The organism is Micromonospora citrea (genome assembly GCF_049629545.1).
Taxonomy (GTDB): Bacteria; Actinomycetota; Actinomycetes; order Mycobacteriales; family Micromonosporaceae; genus Micromonospora; species Micromonospora citrea_A.
Window position 1 is genome coordinate 107,981 of the sequence record NZ_JBNADX010000016.1, and the last position, 20,251, is coordinate 128,231.

The window sequence follows — 20,251 nt, forward strand, 5'->3', positions numbered from 1 at the left end:
GAGGGAGGTGGTCACGTGCGGACCGTGAACGGACGTACGGACCGGGTGGTGGTCGTCGGCGCGGGCCTCGGCGGGCTGGCGTGCGCGCTGCACCTGGCCGGCAGCGGCCGGCAGGTGACCGTGGTGGAGCGCGAGCCGGTGCCGGGCGGCCGGGCCGGGCGGCTGAGCGTCGACGGGTACGAGTTCGACACCGGCCCCACCGTGCTCACCATGCCGGACCTGATCGCCGAGGCGCTGGGCGCGGTCGGCGAGGAGTTGGACGACTGGCTCGACCTGACCCCGCTCGATCCGGCGTACCGGGCCTACTACCCGGACGGCTCGACGCTGGACGTCATCACCGACACCACCCGGATGGCCGCCGAGATCGCCAGGGTCTGCGGCCCCCGCGAGGCCGACGGTTACCTGCGCTTCGTCGACTACGCGCGCAACCTCTGGCACTGGGAGCGGGCCGACTTCATCGACCGCAACCTGGACGCGCCGACCGACCTGCTCACCGCCAACCTGGTGAAGCTGCTGACCCACGGCGCGTTCCGGCGGCTCCAGACGAAGATCAACCAGTTCTTCTCCGACCCCCGCACCCAGCGCATCTTCTCCTTCCAGGCGATGTACGCCGGCCTCGCGCCGCACGACGCGCTGGCCATCTACAGCGTCATCGCCTACCTCGACTCGGTGGCCGGGGTGTACTTCCCGCGCGGCGGCATCCACGCGGTCTCCCGGGGGATGGCCGGCGCCGCCGAGAAGCACGGCGTGCAGTTCCGCTACGGCACCACGGTGACCCGGGTGGAGACCGCCCACGGCCGGGCCACCGGCGTGGTGACCGCCGACGGCGAGCTGATCCCGGCCGATGTGGTCGTGCTCAACCCGGACCTGCCCGTCGCCTACCGCGACCTGCTGCCCGAGGGCCGGCGGCGCAAGCTCACCTACTCGCCGTCCTGCGTGGTCCTGCACGTCGGGTCGACGCAGGGGTATGGCAAGATCGCCCACCACAACATCCACTTCGGACGGTCCTGGAAGGGCACCTTCGACGAGGTGATCCGGCGCGGCGAGCTGATGAGCGATCCGTCGCTGCTGGTCACCAACCCGAGCCGGACCGACCCCGCGGTCGCCCCGGCCGGGCGGCACACCTACTACGTGCTCGCCCCGGTGCCCAACCTGGAGCGGGCGCCGTTCGACTGGCGCGGTGACCTCAGCCGCCGCTACGCCGACCAGCTCGTCGGGACGCTGGAGGAGCGCGGGTACGTGGGGTTCGGCGCCGGCATCGAGGTGCTGCGTACGATCACCCCCGCCGAGTGGGAGGAGCAGGGCATGGCCGCCGGTACGCCGTTCGCCGCCGCGCACAGCCTCTTCCAGACCGGCCCGTTCCGCCCGTCGAACCTGCACCGGAGCCTGCCCAACGTGGTCTTCACCGGATCCGGCACCCAGCCCGGAGTGGGCGTGCCGATGGTGCTGATCTCCGGCAAGCTCGCCGCGAACCGGGTCACGGGCGCCGGCCGGTGAACGCGCGGAGTGCGGTGACCACGAGGAGTGGGGGGCCACGGCGGTGAAGTCCCGGGAAGGGCACCTGGTCGAGCTGGTCGACGACACCGGCCACGTGCTCGGCGAGGCCACGGTCGCCGCCGCGCACCAGGCGCCGGGGCGGCTGCACCGCGCCTTCTCGGTGCTGCTGGTCGACCCGCAGGGACGGGTGCTGCTCCAGCGGCGGGCCGCGGTGAAGACCCGGTTCCCGCAACGCTGGGCCAACTCGTGCTGCGGCCACCCCGGCCCGCGCCAGTCGCTCGCCGAGGCCGCCAACCGGCGGCTGCGCGAGGAACTGGGCGCCGAGCCGGTGTCGCTGACCGAGGTGGGGGTCTACCTCTACTACGCCGAGGATCCGGTCACCGGCCGGGTCGAGTTCGAGTACGACCACGTGCTGCGCGCCGACGTGCCGGCCGACGTCACCCTGCTGCCGGACCCGGACGAGGTGTCCGAGCTGCGCTGGGTCGATCCGGTCCGGCTGATGACCGAGATCGAGGCCGACCCCCGTGCGTACGCGCCCTGGCTGGGCGGGGTGGTGAGCCGGCTGCTGCGCTCCGGCGGCCCGGCCGGCACCACGAGTTCCGGCGGCCCGGCCGGCACCACGATCCCGTCCGGCGTACCGGCGGACGATGCTCCGGAGCGGTCGGGTGGCCGATGAGGCGCTGAGCGCGGGGGCCGTCGCACGCCGGTTGGGCGTGGCGGTCACCACGCTGCGTACCTGGCACCAGCGCTACGGCCTCGGTCCCAGTCACCACGTCCCGGGTCACCACCGGCGCTACACGCCGGCCGACCTGGCACGCCTGGAGATCATGCGCAAACTCACCGCCGAGGGGGTGGCCCCGGCCGAGGCGGCCCGCTGGGCGAAGCAGGGCCCGGCCATCGGCCCCGGCGCCGAACTGCGGATGCGGGGCGTCCGGGACGGCGGCGGGCAGACCATCCCGGTCGGCCGGGCCGGGCCGGTCGCCCGGGGCATGGCCCGGGCCGCCATGCGGCTGGACTCGGTGGCGATCAGCGAGACGATCGCGCACTCGCTGGCCCGTGACGGCGTGATCGCCACCTGGGACGGGCTGCTCCGCCCGGTGCTGGTCGGCATCGGCGAACGGCACGCCGCCACCGCCGGCCTGATCGAGGTGGAGCACCTGGTCTCCCGCTGCGTCTCCGAGGCGTTCGCCGCCGCCGCCCGCGCCGGCACGTCCACCGGCCCACCCCGGATCCTGCTCTCCTGCGCGGACGAGGAACAGCACACCCTCCCGCTGGAGGCGCTGGCCGCCGCGCTGGCCGAGGCCGGGGTCGCGTACCGGATGCTCGGGGCGAGGGTGCCGGTGGCGGCGCTGATCGAGGCGGTGAACCGGACCGGACCGGCGGCGGTGGTGATCTGGTCGCACACCCGGGCGACCGCCGACCCGGGGCAGCTCAGCGCCCTGCTCGGGGTGCCCCGCCGGCCGCTGCTGGTGCTGGCCGCCGGGCCGGGCTGGCGGGCCGACACCCTGCCCGCCGGGGTGGTCCGCCCGGTCGACCTGGCCGAGGCGGTCTCGCTGGCGTTGGCCGTCCGGGACTCGCTGGACCAGGCGACGGGGGACTGACCGGCCCTGCCGGATTCACGTTTCGTCCGTTACCGTCGGGGCGGTCCGCGTACCCGATCCCCCTCGGAGTGACGATGCGTCCACGCCCCGTCCTGGCGGTCGCCCTGGCCCTGGTCCTGCTCCTCGTCGGCTGCGGCGAGGAGCAGCGGAACAGCCGGCAGGTCGCGGCGCCCGCCCCGACGGTCTCGACGGACCCGTCCGCCGCCCCCACACCGTCGCCCGCGCCGCGACCCACCACCCGGCCGAAGCCCCGGTTGCGGCCGACGCCGAAGACGCTCCCCGCCGGCCTGCGGCGCGCCACCGGCGTACGCGCGGTGGCGCTGACGTTCGACGACGGCCCCGACCCGACCTGGACGCCGAAGGTCCTCGACCAGCTGAGGTCGGCCAAGGTGAAGGCGACGTTCTGCGTGGTCGGCACCCAGGTCCGCAAGCACCCGGAGCTGGTGGCGCGGATCGTCAGGGAGGGTCACCAGCTCTGCAACCACAGCTGGCGGCACGACTTCGATCTCGGCCGCCGGCCGGTGGCCGAGATCCGGGCCGACCTGACCCGCACGAACCGGGCCGTCCGGGCGGCCGTCCCGGGTGCCAAGGTGCCGTTCTTCCGCCAGCCCGGCGGCCGGTGGACACCGGAGGTGGTGGCGGTGGCCCGGCAGCTCGGCATGCGGTCGCTGCACTGGAGCGTCGACCCGCAGGACTGGGCGAAGCCCACCGCCCCGGTGCTGACGAAGCGGGTCCAGGCCGGCGTACGCCCCGGCGCGATCGTCCTGATGCACGACGGTGGGGGCGACCGGAGCCGCACCCTGGCCGCCTGCGGACACCTGATCGCCGACCTGAAACGGCGCTTCGGCATCGCTCCACCCCGGTGACAACCGTCCTGACCTGCGGTTTCGCGGGGCGCTGTGCCCCTGGCCATACCGGTTTGGCCGTCCGCCCAGGCATGGCATATGCTTCTCATGCCTCCGGCGGGGCCGGATGGGAGCAAGTCCGCTTGAAGTTGCGAGTGTGCAATGATGGCGGGGCCGCCCTCATCGTCTAGCGGCCCAGGACGCCGCCCTTTCAAGGCGGTAGCACGGGTTCGAATCCCGTTGGGGGCACGGTCCGGCTTCGGCCGGATGCAACATCAGCTAGGTCCTGTGGAGCAGTTGGAGTGCTCGCCGCCCTGTCAAGGCGGAGGTCGCGGGTTCAAGTCCCGTCAGGACCGCCAGCGCCGACGCCGCGTGCACCATTGCGCGGCGTTCTGCGTATCGGAGCGTGTGACCTGTGCGGCGGAGACCCCGCCTTCCGGGTAGCATGAGCCGAGCAGCACGGCCAGGTAGCTCAGTTGGTACGAGCGTCCGACTGAAAATCGGAAGGTCGGCGGTTCGACCCCGCCCCTGGCCACATAGCCTTTCGCCGGGCTACTGAAACGCCGACCAGCGGAAACGCAGGTCGGCGTTTCTGCGTCCCCTGGGCCGGTTCCGTTCGGTCGAGCCTGACCTCCGCCTGTTGTCGCGCGCAGACCCGCGAGCAGCACATCCGGCGGGAGCGGCGGATCCGGACAGTCAGTCCCGCCGCAGGGCGAACCACCCCAGCGCAGCCAGCGCGAAGAGCAGCGCCGTCCCGAACAGTGCGACTCCGGCCGGGAAGGACACGGGAACGAGGAACGGCGCTTGCTGGATCAGCAGGCTCGCGCCGACCAGCGCCTGACCGCCGCCCACGCGGACGGGCTGGGATCGCTGGCTCGCCGGCAGGCGTACCGCCCGCACCCACGCCACCGGGAACCGACGCGACATGGCGACGCGGACGCCGAACACGACCATGGCGAAACCGAGGACGACGATCACGAGGCGCACGGCAATCCAGACCGGGTCCGGGTCATTCACGCTCATGCGGCTCATCATCGAGACGAGTGTCAAGGGCACCGGGGCGTCCGCCCCTAGGGGTGCGGGCCGGGAGGCTCCCGATGGTGGGCGGATCCGTCCGGAGCCGAGACTGAGCACATGACAATTGGCGGCAAGTTCCCCGGTCGGCTCGGCGCACCCTGGCGAAGGGCGTACGGCCCGGAATCCCGCCGTGCCTTCCGGTTCTCCCTCCTCGCCGTGCCCCGGGCGCTCGGGGCGGCGGTCCGGGCCGTCCGCGGGGGACGGCCCGGCAATCTGGTCACCGCGCTGGTCGCGCTGCCGGTCGCGCTCGCCTCGTCGGCGTTGACCGCCGTCCTGGCCTTCCTGGTCCTGATCAACGTGTTGGCGTACCCGTGGCGGGAACAGCTCCTGCTCCCCGGCCCGACCGACGGCGGGTACGCCGACTCGTGGGGCGGCCCCACTCTCGCCGGCGCCTGGGCCACCCACGCCGGGCTGATCCTCGCGCTGGTCGTCCCGGTCGTCGCGTGGGCCGTCCAGGGGCTGACCGCCGTGCAGCGGCGGCTCACCGGTACGCGGCACCGATCGGAGGTCGAGGCGGCACCCGCACAGCCGGCAGTGGGTGGGGACCTGACGGCGGTACGGCGCACCCCCGTCACGGCGGTGGGGACGGGGTGGCACCGGCTCGTCACGGTGATCGGGGCGGTCGCGCTCTTCGTCGGCCTGTCCCTCACCGCGCACACGGCCGGGATCGGCGACAACCTGCTCTGGACGCCTCGGGACCTCACCAGCGGAGCGGCCCTGGCGGTCACCCTCACCCCGCTCGCGGCGCTGCCCCTGCTGGCCCGTACGGCCTGGTGGCGTCGACCGCACTGAGCGCTCCCGTACCGCCGGGCGGACTGCGGCCACGCCGGTGGGGCGGGATCCGTCAGCGGTCGCGTCGCTGCTGCCCCTGACGCCGTTGGGCCATGCCGCCCTGGATCGCCTCCCACACGCTGCGGCCGGCCTGGCGCAGCGTCTCGCCGGCCTGCCCGGCGAACTGGGACGCCGGCGAGGCGCCACGACGCTCACGGTCACCGGCGGTCGTACCCCGGTCGGCGGGTCGGGGGCCGGTGGGCGCGGGTGGCGGGCCGCCCGCCGGGACCTCGGCGCCCGGACGGGGCGGGCGGCTGGTCGGCGGCGGCTCCAACGGGGGTTCCGGCGGGGAGCCCGCCGGCGACGGCCCCGCCGGGGACTCCGGGCGTGGACCGGTGGGCCGCTCCGTCTTCCCGGCCTGCTCGGCTGCCTTCCCGGGTTCCCGGGCCGGCCCGGTTTCCCCCGCCGGCCCCGTGCCGGCCGCCGTCGGCCCGGTGGCTTCCCCGGCCGTCCCGGCTGCTTTGGTGGCGCGCTGCGCCGACGTGCCCGTGACGGGTGCGGCAGGTCCGGCGGGGCCGGCGGCGCGGGCTGCCTCGCGCAGGGTCCGGTCGGCCACCGCACCGATCGAGCCGACCTGCTGGCCGGCCTCGTCGACGACGGGTGCGGCAGCGGTCCCCAGCCGGTCGGCCGCCCGGTTGACGTCGTTGAGGGAGACGTTGGCGGTACGGGCCAGCGCCTGGATGATCTCCGGGTTCCGGTCGAGCGTGGTGAGTGCCCGGTCGAGGATCTCCACCAGCTTCTCCAGCCGGACCTTCAGCAGCGCCTCGGCACTGACCCCCTGGAGGTCCAGTTCCACCCCCTCCAGGTGCACCCGGACGCCGGCGTCGATCTGGAGCAGATTGGCCAGCCGGGCGCGCAACGACACGTCCGCGTCGAGCCCGTCGACCGCCAGCCGCAGCGAGTCGACCGACACCTCCGGGATGTCGAGCAGCACGTCCGGCTCGACCTCGCGACCGCCCCCGGTCCGCTCCGGCTCCCGCGCCTCGCTCATCGTCCGCTCCCCACCCGCGGCCCGGCCGTGGACCACGTCAGCCGCGGTTACCCCGATAGCCGACCACCATCCGTGCGACCGCCGGCCGAGCTCGGTGAGGCGCACGCCATGGTGCCGACATGGCGGTGTCCGGCGCTGAGGAGCACCGCCATGTCGGCGCAACGGAGTCGATCGCCCTGAACCGGGCCGGGCAGGGCCGACGAAGGCGCTTGCCGTTCCGTTCCAATGTCCGGAAGCGGGCAGCACGCGAAGCTGCACACCGAGGCATGAGCCGGTATGGTCCGGGCCTATGGGACAGGAGATGGCGGAGGTCCATCAGGACGTCGAGCGGTATGCGCTCCGCAGCACACTCCTCGCCCCAGTCACCGCCGAGCTGGCGTTCGCGGTGTTCACCGGGGCGCTCACCGAGTGGTGGGTACGCGAATACACCTGGTCCGGCCCGGCGGCGCTGGCCGAGCTGGGCATGGAGCCACGGGCGGGCGGGATGCTCTACGAGATCGGCCCGTACGGCTTCCGCAGCGACTGGGGCCGGGTGCTCACCTGGGACCCACCGAAGCGGCTGGTCTTCACCTGGCAGATCGGCCCGGACCGGGTGCCGGTGCCGGACCCGGCGCGGGCCAGCGAGGTCGAGGTGCTCTTCCTGACCGACGACTCCGGCGGCACCCGGGTCGAGGTGGAGCATCGGCACTTCGACCGGCACGGCGAGGCCGCCGAAGGCTACCGGCAGGCGCTCACCGCCGGCTGGCACGAGCTGCTCAGCCGTTTCCTGGCCACGGTCACCCGCCACGCCACCGGCAACTGAGCCGGCTGCCCTTCTGAGCGAGATCCAGTCGCGTTTCTGGACAAGTCTCTCGGCGTATCGTGTCCCTCTACGCGACCCGATCATGGGGACGGGACGGGGAGGCAGCGGGGCGTCAGCGGGTGATGCCGCGGCTCCCCGCCGTGCCGTCGACGACGTCGCGCCCACCGAGATCGGCGCGGCGGCCCGCCTCGGCCCCGGAGCCGAAGCCGCCGCCGACGAGCCGGCGCGGTGCTGCCGTCCTCAGCCTCGGGTAGACCTCGTCGACCCGCCGGGCCACCCGGTCGAAGCGGTCTGCGAGGACCAGCGCGACCGACCGGCCGCCCTGCTCGGCCGCCGCGCCCGCCTCGGCCGAGCGCAGCCGCTCGGAGACCACCCGGGCGAAGCCGGCCAGCCAGGAACGGCGGAAGGCGGCCGGGTGTTCGCCGGCCGGCACGGGGGTGCCGGCCAGCCCGTGCGCGGCCTGCACCAGCAGCGAGGTGAAGAGCAGGTCGACCCGCTCCAGGTCGCTGGCGAAGCCGAACAGGTGCACGGCGAAGCCGTCGCCCTGCCGGCGGCGCACGCAGCGGCAGCGCAACGGGTCGGCCACGGCGGCGAGCAGCCCCGCCTTGTCGCGGGCGTACGGGGCGACGACGTCGACCACCCGGTCGCCGACCGGGTCGGTGGCCGGGTCACGGGCGGCCAGCAGCGCCCGGTCGACGCCGTACCGCGCGATCAGCTCGGTGGCCTTGGCGGTGAAGGCGGCGGACTCGGCGGGCGTGCAGGCCGGGTCCTCGGCCTTCGCCAGCAGCTTGCGCACCTTGCTGAGCATCGCCTCGGACATGCCACCAGAGCTATCACATCGGACCAGACGGTCCACCTCGGACGGATCGCCCGGTACGATCACCACGCTCAGCACCCTGTCCGCAACGCAGGGTCCACCTTCATCCCCCCTGGAGGCATCCGCATGGCATCCCCGGTCGCCCGCCTGACGGCACTCACGGCGGCGCTGTCCCTGCTCGCCCTCGGCTCCCCCGCCCACGCCGCCCCCGAGACGAACCTGTCCGGGTCGTACGCCACCTGCTACGGCGGGGCGGTCCGCTCGTACTTCCAGACCGCCGGTTGGGGCGGTGACGCCGGGCCGTACCGCACCAGCACCCGGTGCCGGGACATCAACGTGCGCAACGCCAGCGAGTTCGGTGTCGAGGCGTGCGTGATCTTCGTGGACAAGACGGACAAGTGCAACTACCGGACGTACCTGCCGTCGAAGTCCGACTTCATCACCGTGGCGACCAACGTCCGCGACGGGGTCCGGTTCCAGGTCCGCTTCGAGACCCTGCGCTACGAGTACGAGCCGCTGGTCGCGTACCACGCGTACTGAGCGGTGACGGGACGCCCGGCTTCGGCCGGGCGTCCCGCCGCCGTCAGCCGGCCCGACTGCGCAGGGTGGCCACGGTCGAGCCGGCGAGCGTGAGCAGGCACTCGGGCAGCAGGCCGTCGGCGGCCGCCGCCCCGAAGAGGGCCTCGCCGGTGTCCGCGTCGTGGTTGGCGTACGCGCTGACGAAGCGGGCCACCCAGCGGGCGTCGTACCGGGCCTCGTCGATGCCGGGAAAGTCCAGCGCGGCGGTGCCGGGCGGCGGCGGGTCGCCGACCATGGTCGCGGCGAGGCACCAGGCCACCCCGTACGCCCCTTCGAGCCCCGACCGGTCGACCACCGCGTCGAAGGTCCCCACCACCGCGTCACCGTCGCCGGCCAGGGCCGAACGGAGCACGGCGGTCGCGTCGTCGAACGTCTGTTCCGGCAGGTCGGTCACCTGGGCAACGGTAGGACCGGGGGTCAAGCGGTGACCCGGCATCTCCATGGCGGTGACGCTGCGTACGGGCGGCTGTCGGGCCACCGACCGGGGCGGACTCCACGCTCCCACCAGCGGCGTCGGCGCGCTATGGTGCGCAGCGGACCTCCCCGGAGGAAGGACGACGATGCTCGCAACACGCGGCCCGCGCGCTGCCATCCTGGCGGCGGGTGCGGCGTTCCTGCTCGCCACCAGCGCATGCGGGACCACCGACAAGCCCGAGGACACGGCAACCCCGCAGGTGCGCCTCTACGGCACCGACGGCAACATGCTGAACTCCTTCCCCGGGGAGTTGAAGGACCGGGGCAACCTGGTCGACGGCATGAAGGGCACCACCCCGCTCACGCCGTTGACCGAGGACTTCAAGGAGCGACTGCGCGCGGTCGATCCCGACCTGAAGGACTTCCTCTACGCGGCCGAGGCGTACGACGCGGTGGTGATCAGCGCGTTGGCGGCGCAGCTCGCCGGCAGCACCGACCCGGCGGACATCGCCCGGCAGATAGTCGGGGTGACCACCAACGGTCAGCGCTGCACCGAGACGAAGGCCTGCCTGGCGCTGGCCCGCGCCGGGCAGGACATCGAGTACCGGGGCCCCTCGCTGTCCCGGGCCGGCTTCACCGACAACGGCGAGCCGGCCACCGCGAGCTACGCGACGATGCACTTCGACGATCAGAAGATCAACGACGCGAAGACCGAGTTCGTCGGCGCCGGTGACGAGTCCGGGGCGAGCACCAAGCTCCCGCCGAAGCCGAAGAAGCAGCAGGGTGGCCGTACCGACCGCAGCGACGGCTCCCCGCTGATCCTCGGCGGGCTGCTGCCGAAGACCGGTGACCTGGCCCTGGCGAACCCGCCGCTGGCGGCCGGAGCCGCGCTGGCGGTCCGGGAGATCAACGCCGCCGGTGGCGTGCTCGGCGAGCCGATGGTCTGGATCGACGGCGACGACGGCACCAGTGTGGCGGTCGCCAAGGCCACCGTGGCGTCGCACATCCGCGACAAGGTGCACGTCATCATCGGCGCCGGCGGTTCCGGCATCTCCGCCGCCGTGCTGCCGGACGTGGTGGCGGCCGGGCGGATCCTCTTCTCGCCCTCGAACACCGACTCCGGGCTGAGCAAGGCCGAGGACAACGGCCTGTACTTCCGTACCGCCCCGCCGGACAGCCTCCAGGGCCGCGCCCTGGCCGACGTCATGCTGCGGGACGGCCCGGACCGGATCGTCGTGGTGGCCCGCAAGGACTCCTACGGCGAGGGCCTCCAGGAGACCGTCCGGGCCGAGCTGGAGCGGGCCGGCATCGGCGCCGACCGGGTGAAGCTGCTGACCTACGAGCCGCCGGAGGACGCCCAGGCCGCCCCGGTGGACTTCACCGGCATGGCCAAGGAGATCAAGACGTACGGACCGGAGGCGGTGCTGGTCATCGGCTTCGCCGAGTCCGCCGGGCTGATCACGGCGCTGGACGAGGCGGGCGTGCCGATCCGTCACTGAGCGCCACCGACGACGACGGCCGCACCGGACATCCGGTGCGGCCGTCGTCTGCGTACGGGGGTCAGCGGGTGCGCCGCCGATCCAGGAACTCGGTCATCCGCCGCCGCTTCTCGTCGTCCTCGAAGAGCACCGCCTGGCTGACCAGATCGAGGTGCGGATGCGCGGCCGGCGGCGCGTCCACGGCCAGCTTGGTCAGCCGCAGCGCCAGCGTGGAGCCCTTCGCCATCTCGTCGATCAGCTCGTGCGCGGCGGGCAGCAGCTCGGCCGGCTCGGCCACCACCCGGTTGACCAGGCCGATCCGCAGCGCCTCCTCGGCGTCCACCCGGCGGCCGGTGAAGAGCAGTTCCTTGGCGCGGGCCTCGCCGATCAGGGCCGGCAGCCGGTGGGTCGCGCCCGCGCCGGCCAGGATGCCCAACCGCACCTCCGGCTGGCCGAAGACCGCCCGCGCCGTGCAGACCCGCAGGTCGCACGCGTACGCCAGCTCGGCGCCGCCGCCCAGCGCCGGCCCGTCCACGGCGGCCACGCTCGGCATGGGCAGGGCCCGGATCCGGGCGAAGGCGGCCTGGTTGATCGCGGCGAGGGCGTCCAGCCGGCCCCGCTCCCGGAGCTGGCCGATGTCCGCGCCACCGGCGAAGATGCCCTCCGCCCCGCCGGTGAGCAGCAGCAGCCGGGGGCGGGCCTCCAGCTCGGCGCAGACGGCGTGCAGCTCGCCGATCAGGTCGGCGTCGATGGCGTTGCGCTTCTCCGGCCGGTCCAGCGTCACCACCAACCGGTCGGGCAGTTCCTCGATCCGCAGCCCGCTCATGCCTTCACCCCGCCTTCCCAGGTGTAGAAGCCCTGGCCGGACTTCTTGCCCAGCTTCCCGGCGGCCACCATCTCGACCAGCAGCGGCGGCGGCGCGAAGCGGTCCCCGTACGCGGCCTGCAGGGTGCGGGCGATGTCGAGCCGGACGTCGAGCCCGACCAGGTCGGTGAGTTCCAGCGGGCCGACCGGGTGCCGGTAGCCGAGCACCATCGCCTTGTCGATGTCGGCGGGGGCGGCCACCCCGTCGGCGACCATCCGGATCGCCTCCAGGCCGAGGGTGACGCCGAGCCGGGAGGTGGCGAAGCCGGGCATGTCGCGTACCACGACGGGGTCCTTGCCCAGCCGGCCGGCGAGCGTGACGGCCGCGTCCGTGGTCGCCGCCGCGGTGGCCGGGCCGACCACGACCTCCAGCAGGGCCATCGCCCAGACCGGGTTGAAGAAGTGCAGCCCGAGGAAGCGCTCCGGCCGGGCCAGCCCTTCGGCCAGTTCGGCGATCGGGATGCTGGAGGTGTTGCTGCCCAGCAGCGCCGGGCGCAGGGCCTCGGCCTCGCCCAGCACGGCCCGCTTGAGGTCCGCCCGCTCCGGCACCGCCTCGACGACCACGTCGGGCTCCGGCGCGACCTGCGCCGGCGCCGCCCGCAGGGTCAGCCGTGCCCGGTTCGCGGCGGCCTGCCCGGCGTCGAGCTTCCCGCGGGCCACGGCCCGGTCCCACAGCTCGCCGAGGCGCGCGGCGGCGGCCTCCGCCCGGCCCCGGTCGACCTCGACGAGTTCGACGGCGTAGCCCGCACCGGCGGCGACGTACGCGATCCCGAGGCCCATCGTGCCGGCCCCGACGACGACAAAACGACCACTCATGACGCTCCCTCGCTGCGCGCGGCGACGCACGGGGTCTCCGTCGCGCCGTGCCGCTCGCTCCTGCGTGCGACCCTATGCAGCACCGGTGCCGGCGGTATGCGTGGGGGATCGCCGGACCGGGTACAGACGGCCGGCAACGTCAAGGGAAGGACGAGTCGACATGAGCCAGACACCCGTGGACGGCACCGAGGGCACGGAGACCGTGGAGACGCGCGGCGACGACCGCGTGGACCTGCTCCGCGCCGACACCAACAACGACGGAAAGACCGACGTGTGGGTGGTCGACACCGACGGCGACGGCAAGGCCGACCTGTTCCAGTTCGACACCGATGGTGACGGCAAGGTGGACATCACCATGGTCGACATCGACGAGGACGGCACCCCGGACGAGGTGGTCGACGGTGACGGCGGGCTGCCGCCCGAGCAGCACACCCCGACCGTCCAGGTGTGATCCCGACCGGGGAGCCCCGGCCGCCCGGTCACCCCGCGAACCGCAGGGTGGCCAGGTAGTACGGGGCGTCCCGGTCGTCCACGTCGACCAGTTCCCACGGCGAGCCGTGGACCAGCTCCGCCAGTTCCGCGGCGGAGCAGACCAGATAGTCGAACCAGCCGGTGCCCAGCTCCCGATAGCGCAGCCGCAGCCGGAGCTGGCCGCCGAGCCGGCCGAGCCGGCGGTTGCGCTCGTGGTAGCCGGTGTGCAGCGGGTCGGTGGTGCCGTACGGGTCGGTGCCGTGCGCGATGACCTGCGCGCCGGGCCGGGCCATGGCGGCCAGCGCGGCGAGGAAGGCGGGGGCTCGCTCGCGCCCCTCGATCAGGCCGAGGTTGTTGCCGAGCAGCAGGAACGTGTCGTACCGGCGGCCGTCGGCGACGTGCGCGTCGACGGTGCCGGGGACGAGGTCGCGGACGCCCCGGTGCCTGCAGACCCGCAGTGCGCCGAGGGAGGTGTCCAGCCCGGTCACCGGCACGCCCCGCTCCTGGAGCGCCAGCGCGATCCGGCCGCCCCCGGTCCCGATGTCCAGCGTCTCGCCCCGGGCCCGGTCGACGGCCCGGTGGTCGTACGGCTGCCAGTGCTCGGGTCCGTCCAGGTAGTGCGCGGCGGGGGCGCCGTTGACCAGTCCGTCGTCCCGCTCGATGATCTCGATGACCGGGCGGGGCAGTCGTCCGCCCGCCAGTGGCCGGGGGCCGATCCCGGTGTGCACCGCGTACGCGTCGCGCAGCATCTCGCCGAACACGTCGCCGATCCTGGGTTCCCCGCTCACGCCGCCCACGCTAACCGTCGGGGGTGCGGGCTGTCGCGGCCGTATCCTGGGCCTCGTGACCGAGTTGGACCGCCTGGCGGCGGAGAAGTACGTCCTGCTGACGACGTTCCGCAAGGACGGCCGGGCCGTGTCGACGCCGGTCTGGGCGGTGCGCGACGGCGACACGCTCGCGGTGTGGACGGCGGCCGACTCCGGCAAGGTGAAGCGGATCCGGCGCGACGGCGCGGTGACGGTCGCCCCGTGCGACGTGCGCGGCCGCCCGCACGGGTCGGCGGTGCCCGGGCACGCCGTGCTCTGCGGCCCGGAGGAGAGCCGCCGGGTGCGTGACCTGATCAAGCGGAAGTACCGGCTCATCGGCCGGCTGAGCCTGCTCGGCAGCAGGCTGCGCCGGGGTGAGGCGGGCACGATCGGGATCCGGGTCACCGTCCAGGAGTGAGGGCGCGGGCCCGGACACGGTTCAGGGGCGGTGGATCGTCGCTGTCGCGACGTCCGCCCGCCCCTGAGATCGGAAAGCTGTCTTGCGATGCCGGCCGGTCAGTCTCCCTGGCGCTGCTGCGGGATCTGCCCCTGAAGCAGGGCCCGAACCTCCGACTCGCGGTACCGACGGTGGCCGCCCAGAGTCCGGATCGCGCTGAGCTTCCCCGCCTTGGCCCACCGGGTCACCGTCTTCGGGTCGACACGGAACATCGACGCCACCTCGGCCGGTGTGAGTAGCGGCTCTGGTTCGTGCGTTCGCGATGCCATCGGTCACTCCTCCACATGTATAGACATCGGCCGGGGTCCCGCCGGCCGACGCGTCTCCCATGGTCCGGCTAGTCCCCGATGTCCGACATGGGCCGAACGGCCGAAGGTCCCTAGACGGACGGATGAACCATGCCCGATTTATCTGACTTTTACACGTCAGAAAGTACCTTATTCGGACTCATGATCACGGTTCGTGATGCGTCAACTACGAGGACGACTCACCTGTGCGGGCGATTCGTGCTCAGTTGCACCGCTCCAGCAGTTGGACGGCACGCCAGCGGGCCACCAGCCGGTCGTACGCCGCCGACGCCTCCTCCGCCTCGCCCCGGGAGAGCCCGGCCAGCCCGGTGGCGACCAGCTCCGTCGAGTCGTCCGCGGTGAGGGTCTCGTCCGACAGGAGCTGCACCAGCCCGCCGTAGTCGAGCTCCACCACCGAACGCGGGTGGAACTCCTCCAGCCAGCGGGCGGCCTCCTCGACCGCCTCGGTGATCGGGGCCTCCCCGACCGACTTGCGCAGCACCGACAGGGCCCGCGACGACCGGCGGCGGGCCTTCGAGATCTCGGTGCGGTAGCGCAGCGCCCGCCGGGCCGGGTGGGTGACCAGATCCCGCTCCGACGCCTCGAAGAGCACGAACCAGCGCAGCGGCACCCCCCAGGTGGCCGTCTGCTCGTGCAGCCGGGGCACACCGTGCTCCAGCACCCGGGCCCCGCTGCGCCAGTCGTCCACCACCGCCTTGGCCTGACCGGCCAGCACCGGCGGCACGAACGCGTCGGCGATCACCGACGGGACGCCGTCCCGGGCGCTCAGCGCCGCCTCGGCCACCCGGATCCGCAGGTTCCACGGGCAGACCAGCAGGGTGTCGTCGGCCTCCAGCACGTACGCCTCGTCCGGCAGGTCGGGCAGCCGGGTCCAGCCCGCGCCCAGCGCCTCGATCACCGAGGTGCGCTGCCGTCCGGGACCCTCCAGTGGCGCCACCGCGCGCCCCTCCCGGACGTAGCGCCGCCAGTACGCCTGGCGATCCCGGTCGAAGGCGGTCAGCGGCTCGTACACGCGCAGGTAAGAAGCGAAGAGCGACGGCACGGCGCGATCCTCCCACGAATCCGGGCCCGACCGCCGTCGGCGCCCGGGCCCGGGCGTGACGTGGACGACAGTCCGGCGACGACCGATATTAGGCTCAGCGGCACCGGCAGCATCCCGCCGGTGCGCCACCAGGTCCGCGTCCCACAAGGACGCACACCGACACAGGAGTCAGCCATGGGCGTATTCGCCAGCACCGACGACCCGGGATCGACCGGACACGAACAGGTCGTCTTCTGCCAGGACAAGCAGTCCGGCCTCAAGGCGATCATCGGCATCTACTCGACCGCGCTGGGCCCCGCGCTCGGCGGCACCCGGTTCTACCCGTACGCCAGCGAGGAGGCCGCGCTGGCCGACGTGCTCGACCTGTCCCGCGGCATGGCGTACAAGAACGCCCTGGCCGGCCTGGACCTGGGCGGCGGCAAGGCGGTCATCTGGGGTGACCCGGAGCAGATCAAGAGCGAGGCGCTGCTGCGCGCGTACGGCCGCTTCGTCGAGTCGCTGGCCGGCCGCTACTACACCGCCTGCGACGTCGGCACCTACGTCGCCGACATGGACGTGATCGCCCGGGAGACGCGCTACGTCACCGGCCGCAGCGTGGAGCACGGCGGCGCCGGCGACTCCTCGATCCTCACCGCCTGGGGCGTGTTCCAGGGCATGCGGGCCGCCGCCGAGCACGTCTGGGGCGCTCCGACGCTCTCCGGCCGGCGGGTCGGCGTGGCCGGGCTGGGCAAGGTCGGCAAGTACCTGGTCGGCCACCTGGTCGACGACGGCGCCGAGGTGCTGGCGACCGACGTCAACCCGAGGGCCCTGGAGTGGGCGCGCGCCACCCACCCGCAGGTCGAGCTGGTCGACGACGCCTCGGCGCTGGTCGCCGCCGACATCGACGTGTACGCCCCGTGCGCGCTGGGCGGTGCCCTGAACGACGACACCGTGCCGGCGCTGCGGGCCAAGGTGGTCGCCGGGGCGGCGAACAATCAGCTCGCCCACTCGGGCATCGAGAAGCTGCTGGCCGACCGGGGCATCCTCTACGCCCCCGACTACGTGGTGAACGCCGGCGGCGTGATCCAGGTGGCGGACGAGATCGAGGGCTTCAACTTCGAGCGGGCCAAGCTGCGCGCCACGAAGATCTACGACACCACCCGGGAGATCCTCCGCCTCGCCGACGACGAGGGTGTGCCGCCGGCGGTGGCGGCCGACCGGCTCGCCGAGCGCCGGATGGCCGATGTGGGCCGTCTGCGCACGATCCACCTGCGTTGAGTACACCGTCCCGGGGTGTGGAGCCGTCCGCATCCCGGGACGCCCGGTGGGTAAGATGAATTCGGCTGATTCGTGGCCTTCTGTCCGGTGTCACGACCGGTTACCGCCATCGCTCCTTACCGGGTACACTCGGTGACGTCCGGATGACTGCGACGCGCAGGGCCGGCAGACGGTAACCCGAGGTGCCGAACGGTGGCATCCCCATGTACCGTAAGAGCCACGAGAGATGCCTGACGTCATCGGGGCCCGCCTTCGGGCTGCCCCGCATTCTGTGCGAGGGGGTCGAGCCATGGGGCGCGGCCGTGCTAAGGCCAAGCAGACGAAGGTGGCCCGGGAGTTGAAGTACCACTCCCCGAACACCGACCTCACCGCCTTGCAGCGCGAACTGGCGGGTGCTGGTAAGTCTGAGCACAACTTCGACGACGACTACAAAGAGTATGTCGACGACGATGATGAGGATCACGCGGACGACGACCCGGACACCTGGGTTCCTCCGACCCGCTGACCTCCGGTCACATCTGAGCACGCGGCGCCTCCCGCGTGCTCACGCATGTGCCATCCCCAGCGGTGACACGACCGACGATCGGGGACCCCGCCGTGCCGGTTCATCCGGCTGACCGGCAGGGTCCCTGATCTCGGCGTGTCCGGCGCTCAGCGCGGCCGGTTGTTCCAGTTGTAGAAGGTCGGGATGTTCTCGAAGTGGTTCCAGGCGCAGACCGCGCCGGCGCCGTCCGGCCCCGACACCTCCGCCCGTGACCGCCGCGCGGCCTCGGCCTCCCGGAGCAGGGCGGTCAACCCGGTGGCAGCCTGACGCACCCGGTCGGCGACCGGATCCGGTACGCCACCCCCGACACGCTCAGGCCGCCGGTGACTCGTGGTCTCGGGCATGCTCCAACACTCCCTCCAGTAGGCGGATCTTGCTGTTGCGGCAGTGCTCGGTCTCCGTACCGTCGAACCGGCCCTGCTCGAAATAGCGGTTGGCCGCGTGGCCGCCGCCGCAGAAGCCGAAGTACGCACACGACGACCGGCACGCCTCGACCCCGGTCAGGAACTCGCCGACCCACGGCGTGCCGGCCGCACCGGCCAGGATCTCGGCCAACGGGGTGACCAGGACGTTGCCGCTGCTGAAGTCGCCGTAGCGGGGATCGGTGAAGCCGGCCAGCTCCGGGGAGAGCACCACCACCGAACCGTCGTGGCCGACCGTCGGGATCGGGTCGAGCTGCCGGGGCAGCAGGTCGTCGGCGCTGCCGTCGAGCACCGCCGCGGCGTACCGCAGCGACCACTCCACCTCGCGCAGGTGGATCCTCGGCGCACGACGCCAGGCCGCCACCAGCTCGGCCCAGAAGGCGGTCACCGCCGCCACGTCGTGCGCGTTGCCCCGGGTGTTGACCCCCTCGGTCTCCTCGATGTTGACGCCGAGCACGTCGCACCCGAGGTCGAGGAAGTAGTCGTACAGCTCGGTGGCCAGCCCCGGACCGGGCCGACCGACCACCGCCAGCGCCGAGAAGGGCAGACCGTGCCGGCGCAGCGCCTCGACGCCGCGCACGATCCGGTCGTACGCCGGCAGCCCGCCCCGGGTCACCCGGTCGCCGTTGCGCTCCCGGGGGCCGTCCACGCTCACGCTGACCCGCACCCCGTGCTCGACGAAGAACGCGCACCAGGCGTCGTCGATCAGCGTGGCGTTGGTCTGGACGTGGTGCTCCACCGCCGGCCCGAACGGGGCCATCAGCGCGGCCAGGTGCTCCCGACCGGCGGCCAGCGGCTCCCCGCCGTGCCACACCACCGAGAACCGCCCCGACGCCGCCCACGGGTCGACCGAGGCGGCGACCGCCTCGGCCACCGCCACCGGCATCCGCCGGTCCGCGGCGCGGAACGGCAGGTAGCAGTAGGCGCAGTCCAGGTTGCAGAGCGTCGTCGGCTGCATCACCACGTACGAGGGGACGACGGCGATGCCGCGCATCCCCGTCACCGGCTGTGCCCGAGCAGCCATCGGCCCTCCTCCCCCGTGCCTGAAGTGCCCTTCAGGCTAGGCGGCGATGGCCACTCGGGTGAAGCCCTGATCAGGTGCTCGGATGATCAGCGGAGCGTGATCATCCCCGGGTGTGCTGACCGATCATCTGCACGTTGCCGGTGCCCTCGATGATCTCGCCGGCCTGCCAGGCGTCCACGCCACGGCCGGCCAGGGTGGCCAGCGCCCGGTCGGCGTCCTCCGCCGAGACGATCGCGAACATGCCGACGCCCATGTTGAAGGTCGCCTCCATCTCCGGGTCCTCGATCCGCCCCTTGGACTGGATCAGGTCGAAGATCGGCTGCGGCTTCCAGGTGGAGCGGTTGACCACCGCGTCGACGTGCTCCGGCAGGATCCGCACCAGGTTGCCCGGGATGCCGCCGCCCGTGACGTGGGCGATGGACCGCACCTCCGCCTCGGCGATCAGCTTGAGGCAGTCCTGCGCGTAGATCTTGGTCGGGGTGAGCAGCTCCTCGCCGAGGGTGCGCTGCCGGCCGAAGTCCTCGATCACCACGTCCAGCCGCATCCGGCCGGCGCCCAGCAGCACGTGCCGGACCAGCGAGTAGCCGTTGGAGTGCAGGCCGGAGGAGCGCATGGCGATCACCACGTCACCGACCTCGACCCGCTCCGGGCTGAGGATCTCGCTCTCCTCCACCACGCCGACACCGGTGGCGGAGATGTCGTACTCGTCGGGGCGCAGCACGCCCGGGTGCTCGGCGGTCTCGCCACCGAGCAGGGCGCAGCCGGCGTACCGGCAGCCGTCGGCGATGCCCGCGCCGATCTCCGCGACCCGGTCCGGAACGACCTCGCCGGTGGCGATGTAGTCCAGCAGGAACAGCGGCTCGGCGCCGCACGCCACCAGGTCGTCGACGACCATGGCGACCAGGTCGATACCGACCGTGTCGTGGATGTCCATCTGCTGCGCGATCACCAGCTTGGTGCCCACGCCGTCGGTGGAGGAGGCCAGGATCGGGTTCTTGTACTTCTTGGTGTCCAGCCGGAACAGGCCGGCGAAGCCGCCCAGGTCGCCCATGACCTCCGGGCGCCGGGTCTGCTTGACCTTGGACTTCAGCAGCTCGACCGCACGGTCGCCCGCCTCGATCGACACCCCGGCGTCCGCGTACGAGACCGAGCGTCTGCGCGTCGTGCGGCCGGTGCCGGCCGTCCAGGGCTGGCGGTCGTCGCCGGCGCCGGTCGGGCTGCTTCCTGCGCCGCTGCGCTCGGACACGTGCGTCACGGTTCTCCCCTTTGTGGTTCTCGGCGTCGTACCGGGGGTGCCCCGAGGACGCC

24 protein-coding genes and 3 tRNA genes are annotated in these 20,251 nt (G+C 73.1%); 15 read left to right on the forward strand and 12 right to left on the reverse strand.

Going from position 1 to position 20,251, the window contains the following annotated elements:
• The first annotated feature begins 15 nt into the window (after positions 1-15).
• The 7 genes from crtI (at position 16) to ACPFP2_RS18560 (ending at position 4,478) form a co-directional block, all read left to right on the forward strand.
• Entirely contained in the window at positions 16-1,497 is a 1,482-nt protein-coding gene (crtI, locus tag ACPFP2_RS18530) for a phytoene desaturase family protein (protein ID WP_424090426.1), read from the forward strand.
• Between the two features lie 43 nt (positions 1,498-1,540).
• A complete protein-coding gene (idi, locus tag ACPFP2_RS18535; protein WP_424090427.1) occupies positions 1,541-2,173 on the forward strand; it encodes an isopentenyl-diphosphate Delta-isomerase in 633 nt (210 codons plus the stop codon).
• A complete protein-coding gene (locus ACPFP2_RS18540) occupies positions 2,163-3,098 on the forward strand; it encodes a MerR family transcriptional regulator (protein WP_424090474.1) in 936 nt (311 codons plus the stop codon). The genes idi and ACPFP2_RS18540 overlap by 11 nt, the downstream gene beginning before the upstream one ends.
• 74 nt (positions 3,099-3,172) lie before the next feature.
• Positions 3,173-3,964 carry a polysaccharide deacetylase family protein gene (locus ACPFP2_RS18545; RefSeq protein ID WP_424090428.1) on the forward strand — a complete coding sequence of 264 codons (792 nt, stop codon included), beginning with the start codon at positions 3,173-3,175 and terminating at the stop codon, positions 3,962-3,964.
• 155 nt (positions 3,965-4,119) lie between these two features.
• Positions 4,120-4,192, forward strand: a tRNA-Glu gene (locus tag ACPFP2_RS18550).
• A 33-nt stretch (positions 4,193-4,225) separates the two neighbouring features.
• A tRNA-Asp gene (locus ACPFP2_RS18555) sits at positions 4,226-4,302 on the forward strand.
• Between the two features lie 102 nt (positions 4,303-4,404).
• Positions 4,405-4,478: transfer RNA gene (locus ACPFP2_RS18560), tRNA-Phe, on the forward strand.
• A 161-nt stretch (positions 4,479-4,639) separates the two neighbouring features.
• Here ACPFP2_RS18560 and ACPFP2_RS18565 read toward each other — a convergent pair.
• Entirely contained in the window at positions 4,640-4,978 is a 339-nt protein-coding gene (locus ACPFP2_RS18565) for a hypothetical protein (RefSeq protein WP_424090429.1), read from the reverse strand.
• A gap of 99 nt (positions 4,979-5,077) precedes the next feature.
• Here ACPFP2_RS18565 and ACPFP2_RS18570 point away from each other — a divergent pair, with 99 nt between their 5' ends.
• Entirely contained in the window at positions 5,078-5,812 is a 735-nt protein-coding gene (locus tag ACPFP2_RS18570) for a hypothetical protein (RefSeq protein WP_424090430.1), read from the forward strand.
• A 52-nt stretch (positions 5,813-5,864) separates the two neighbouring features.
• On the opposite strand, the gene ACPFP2_RS18575 is transcribed toward ACPFP2_RS18570, so the two are convergent.
• On the reverse strand, positions 5,865-6,842 hold the full coding sequence (locus ACPFP2_RS18575) for a hypothetical protein (RefSeq protein ID WP_424090431.1): 978 nt from the start codon (positions 6,840-6,842) through the stop codon (positions 5,865-5,867).
• Between the two features lie 289 nt (positions 6,843-7,131).
• On the opposite strand from ACPFP2_RS18575, the gene ACPFP2_RS18580 reads away from it, so the two are divergent.
• Positions 7,132-7,644: an SRPBCC family protein gene (locus ACPFP2_RS18580; RefSeq protein WP_424090432.1), complete on the forward strand. Its 513-nt coding sequence runs from the start codon at positions 7,132-7,134 to the stop codon at positions 7,642-7,644.
• Positions 7,645-7,756: 112 nt separating this feature from the next.
• Here the strand turns inward: ACPFP2_RS18580 and ACPFP2_RS18585 are convergent, their stop codons facing one another.
• Positions 7,757-8,464, reverse strand: coding sequence for a DUF2786 domain-containing protein (locus ACPFP2_RS18585; protein ID WP_424090433.1), 708 nt, complete (start codon positions 8,462-8,464; stop codon positions 7,757-7,759).
• 123 nt (positions 8,465-8,587) lie between these two features.
• Between ACPFP2_RS18585 and ACPFP2_RS18590 the strand changes: the two genes are divergently transcribed.
• Positions 8,588-9,001 (forward strand): hypothetical protein, encoded by a 414-nt coding sequence (locus ACPFP2_RS18590; protein WP_424090434.1) that lies wholly within the window; start codon positions 8,588-8,590, stop codon positions 8,999-9,001.
• 43 nt (positions 9,002-9,044) lie between these two features.
• On the opposite strand, the gene ACPFP2_RS18595 is transcribed toward ACPFP2_RS18590, so the two are convergent.
• Positions 9,045-9,476 (reverse strand): hypothetical protein, encoded by a 432-nt coding sequence (locus ACPFP2_RS18595; protein WP_424090475.1) that lies wholly within the window; start codon positions 9,474-9,476, stop codon positions 9,045-9,047.
• A gap of 124 nt (positions 9,477-9,600) precedes the next feature.
• Here ACPFP2_RS18595 and ACPFP2_RS18600 point away from each other — a divergent pair, with 124 nt between their 5' ends.
• Positions 9,601-10,953 (forward strand): ABC transporter substrate-binding protein, encoded by a 1,353-nt coding sequence (locus ACPFP2_RS18600; RefSeq protein ID WP_424090435.1) that lies wholly within the window; start codon positions 9,601-9,603, stop codon positions 10,951-10,953.
• A 61-nt stretch (positions 10,954-11,014) separates the two neighbouring features.
• Here ACPFP2_RS18600 and ACPFP2_RS18605 read toward each other — a convergent pair whose 3' ends face one another.
• Positions 11,015-11,758, reverse strand: coding sequence for an enoyl-CoA hydratase/isomerase family protein (locus ACPFP2_RS18605; RefSeq protein WP_424090436.1), 744 nt, complete (start codon positions 11,756-11,758; stop codon positions 11,015-11,017).
• Positions 11,755-12,612 (reverse strand): 3-hydroxyacyl-CoA dehydrogenase family protein, encoded by an 858-nt coding sequence (locus ACPFP2_RS18610; protein WP_424090437.1) that lies wholly within the window; start codon positions 12,610-12,612, stop codon positions 11,755-11,757. Before ACPFP2_RS18610 ends, ACPFP2_RS18605 begins: the two co-directional genes overlap by 4 nt.
• Before the next feature lie 160 nt (positions 12,613-12,772).
• Between ACPFP2_RS18610 and ACPFP2_RS18615 the strand changes: the two genes are divergently transcribed.
• Entirely contained in the window at positions 12,773-13,063 is a 291-nt protein-coding gene (locus ACPFP2_RS18615) for a hypothetical protein (RefSeq protein WP_424090438.1), read from the forward strand.
• Between the two features lie 28 nt (positions 13,064-13,091).
• Here the strand turns inward: ACPFP2_RS18615 and ACPFP2_RS18620 are convergent, their stop codons facing one another.
• Positions 13,092-13,871, reverse strand: a complete 780-nt coding sequence (locus ACPFP2_RS18620) for a class I SAM-dependent methyltransferase (protein WP_424090439.1) — start codon at positions 13,869-13,871, stop codon at positions 13,092-13,094.
• A 55-nt stretch (positions 13,872-13,926) separates the two neighbouring features.
• Between ACPFP2_RS18620 and ACPFP2_RS18625 the strand changes: the two genes are divergently transcribed.
• The gene (locus ACPFP2_RS18625) at positions 13,927-14,307 is read left to right on the forward strand and encodes a PPOX class F420-dependent oxidoreductase (RefSeq protein ID WP_424090440.1); all 381 of its coding nucleotides are present in this window, start codon (positions 13,927-13,929) and stop codon (positions 14,305-14,307) included.
• A gap of 98 nt (positions 14,308-14,405) precedes the next feature.
• Here ACPFP2_RS18625 and ACPFP2_RS18630 read toward each other — a convergent pair whose 3' ends face one another.
• Together ACPFP2_RS18630 and ACPFP2_RS18635 are read right to left on the reverse strand one after the other, a co-directional pair.
• Positions 14,406-14,615, reverse strand: coding sequence for a BldC family transcriptional regulator (locus ACPFP2_RS18630; protein ID WP_007073996.1), 210 nt, complete (start codon positions 14,613-14,615; stop codon positions 14,406-14,408).
• A 241-nt stretch (positions 14,616-14,856) separates the two neighbouring features.
• Positions 14,857-15,696, reverse strand: coding sequence for a hypothetical protein (locus ACPFP2_RS18635; protein ID WP_424090441.1), 840 nt, complete (start codon positions 15,694-15,696; stop codon positions 14,857-14,859).
• Between the two features lie 174 nt (positions 15,697-15,870).
• Between ACPFP2_RS18635 and ACPFP2_RS18640 the strand changes: the two genes are divergently transcribed.
• The gene (locus tag ACPFP2_RS18640; protein ID WP_424090442.1) at positions 15,871-16,953 is read left to right on the forward strand and encodes a Glu/Leu/Phe/Val family dehydrogenase; all 1,083 of its coding nucleotides are present in this window, start codon (positions 15,871-15,873) and stop codon (positions 16,951-16,953) included.
• Between the two features lie 289 nt (positions 16,954-17,242).
• A complete protein-coding gene (locus ACPFP2_RS18645; protein WP_088976875.1) occupies positions 17,243-17,458 on the forward strand; it encodes a DUF3073 domain-containing protein in 216 nt (71 codons plus the stop codon).
• 146 nt (positions 17,459-17,604) lie between these two features.
• On the opposite strand, the gene amcA is transcribed toward ACPFP2_RS18645, so the two are convergent.
• The 3 genes from amcA to purM form a co-directional block, all read right to left on the reverse strand.
• Complete coding sequence (amcA, locus tag ACPFP2_RS18650; protein ID WP_424090443.1) at positions 17,605-17,841, reverse strand: multiple cyclophane-containing RiPP AmcA; 237 nt, start codon at positions 17,839-17,841, stop codon at positions 17,605-17,607.
• On the reverse strand, positions 17,810-18,913 hold the full coding sequence (gene amcB / locus ACPFP2_RS18655; protein WP_424090476.1) for a cyclophane-forming radical SAM peptide maturase AmcB: 1,104 nt from the start codon (positions 18,911-18,913) through the stop codon (positions 17,810-17,812). The genes amcA and amcB overlap by 32 nt, the downstream gene beginning before the upstream one ends.
• Before the next feature lie 130 nt (positions 18,914-19,043).
• Positions 19,044-20,198 carry a phosphoribosylformylglycinamidine cyclo-ligase gene (purM, locus tag ACPFP2_RS18660; protein ID WP_424090444.1) on the reverse strand — a complete coding sequence of 385 codons (1,155 nt, stop codon included), beginning with the start codon at positions 20,196-20,198 and terminating at the stop codon, positions 19,044-19,046.
• Positions 20,199-20,251: the final 53 nt, after the last annotated feature.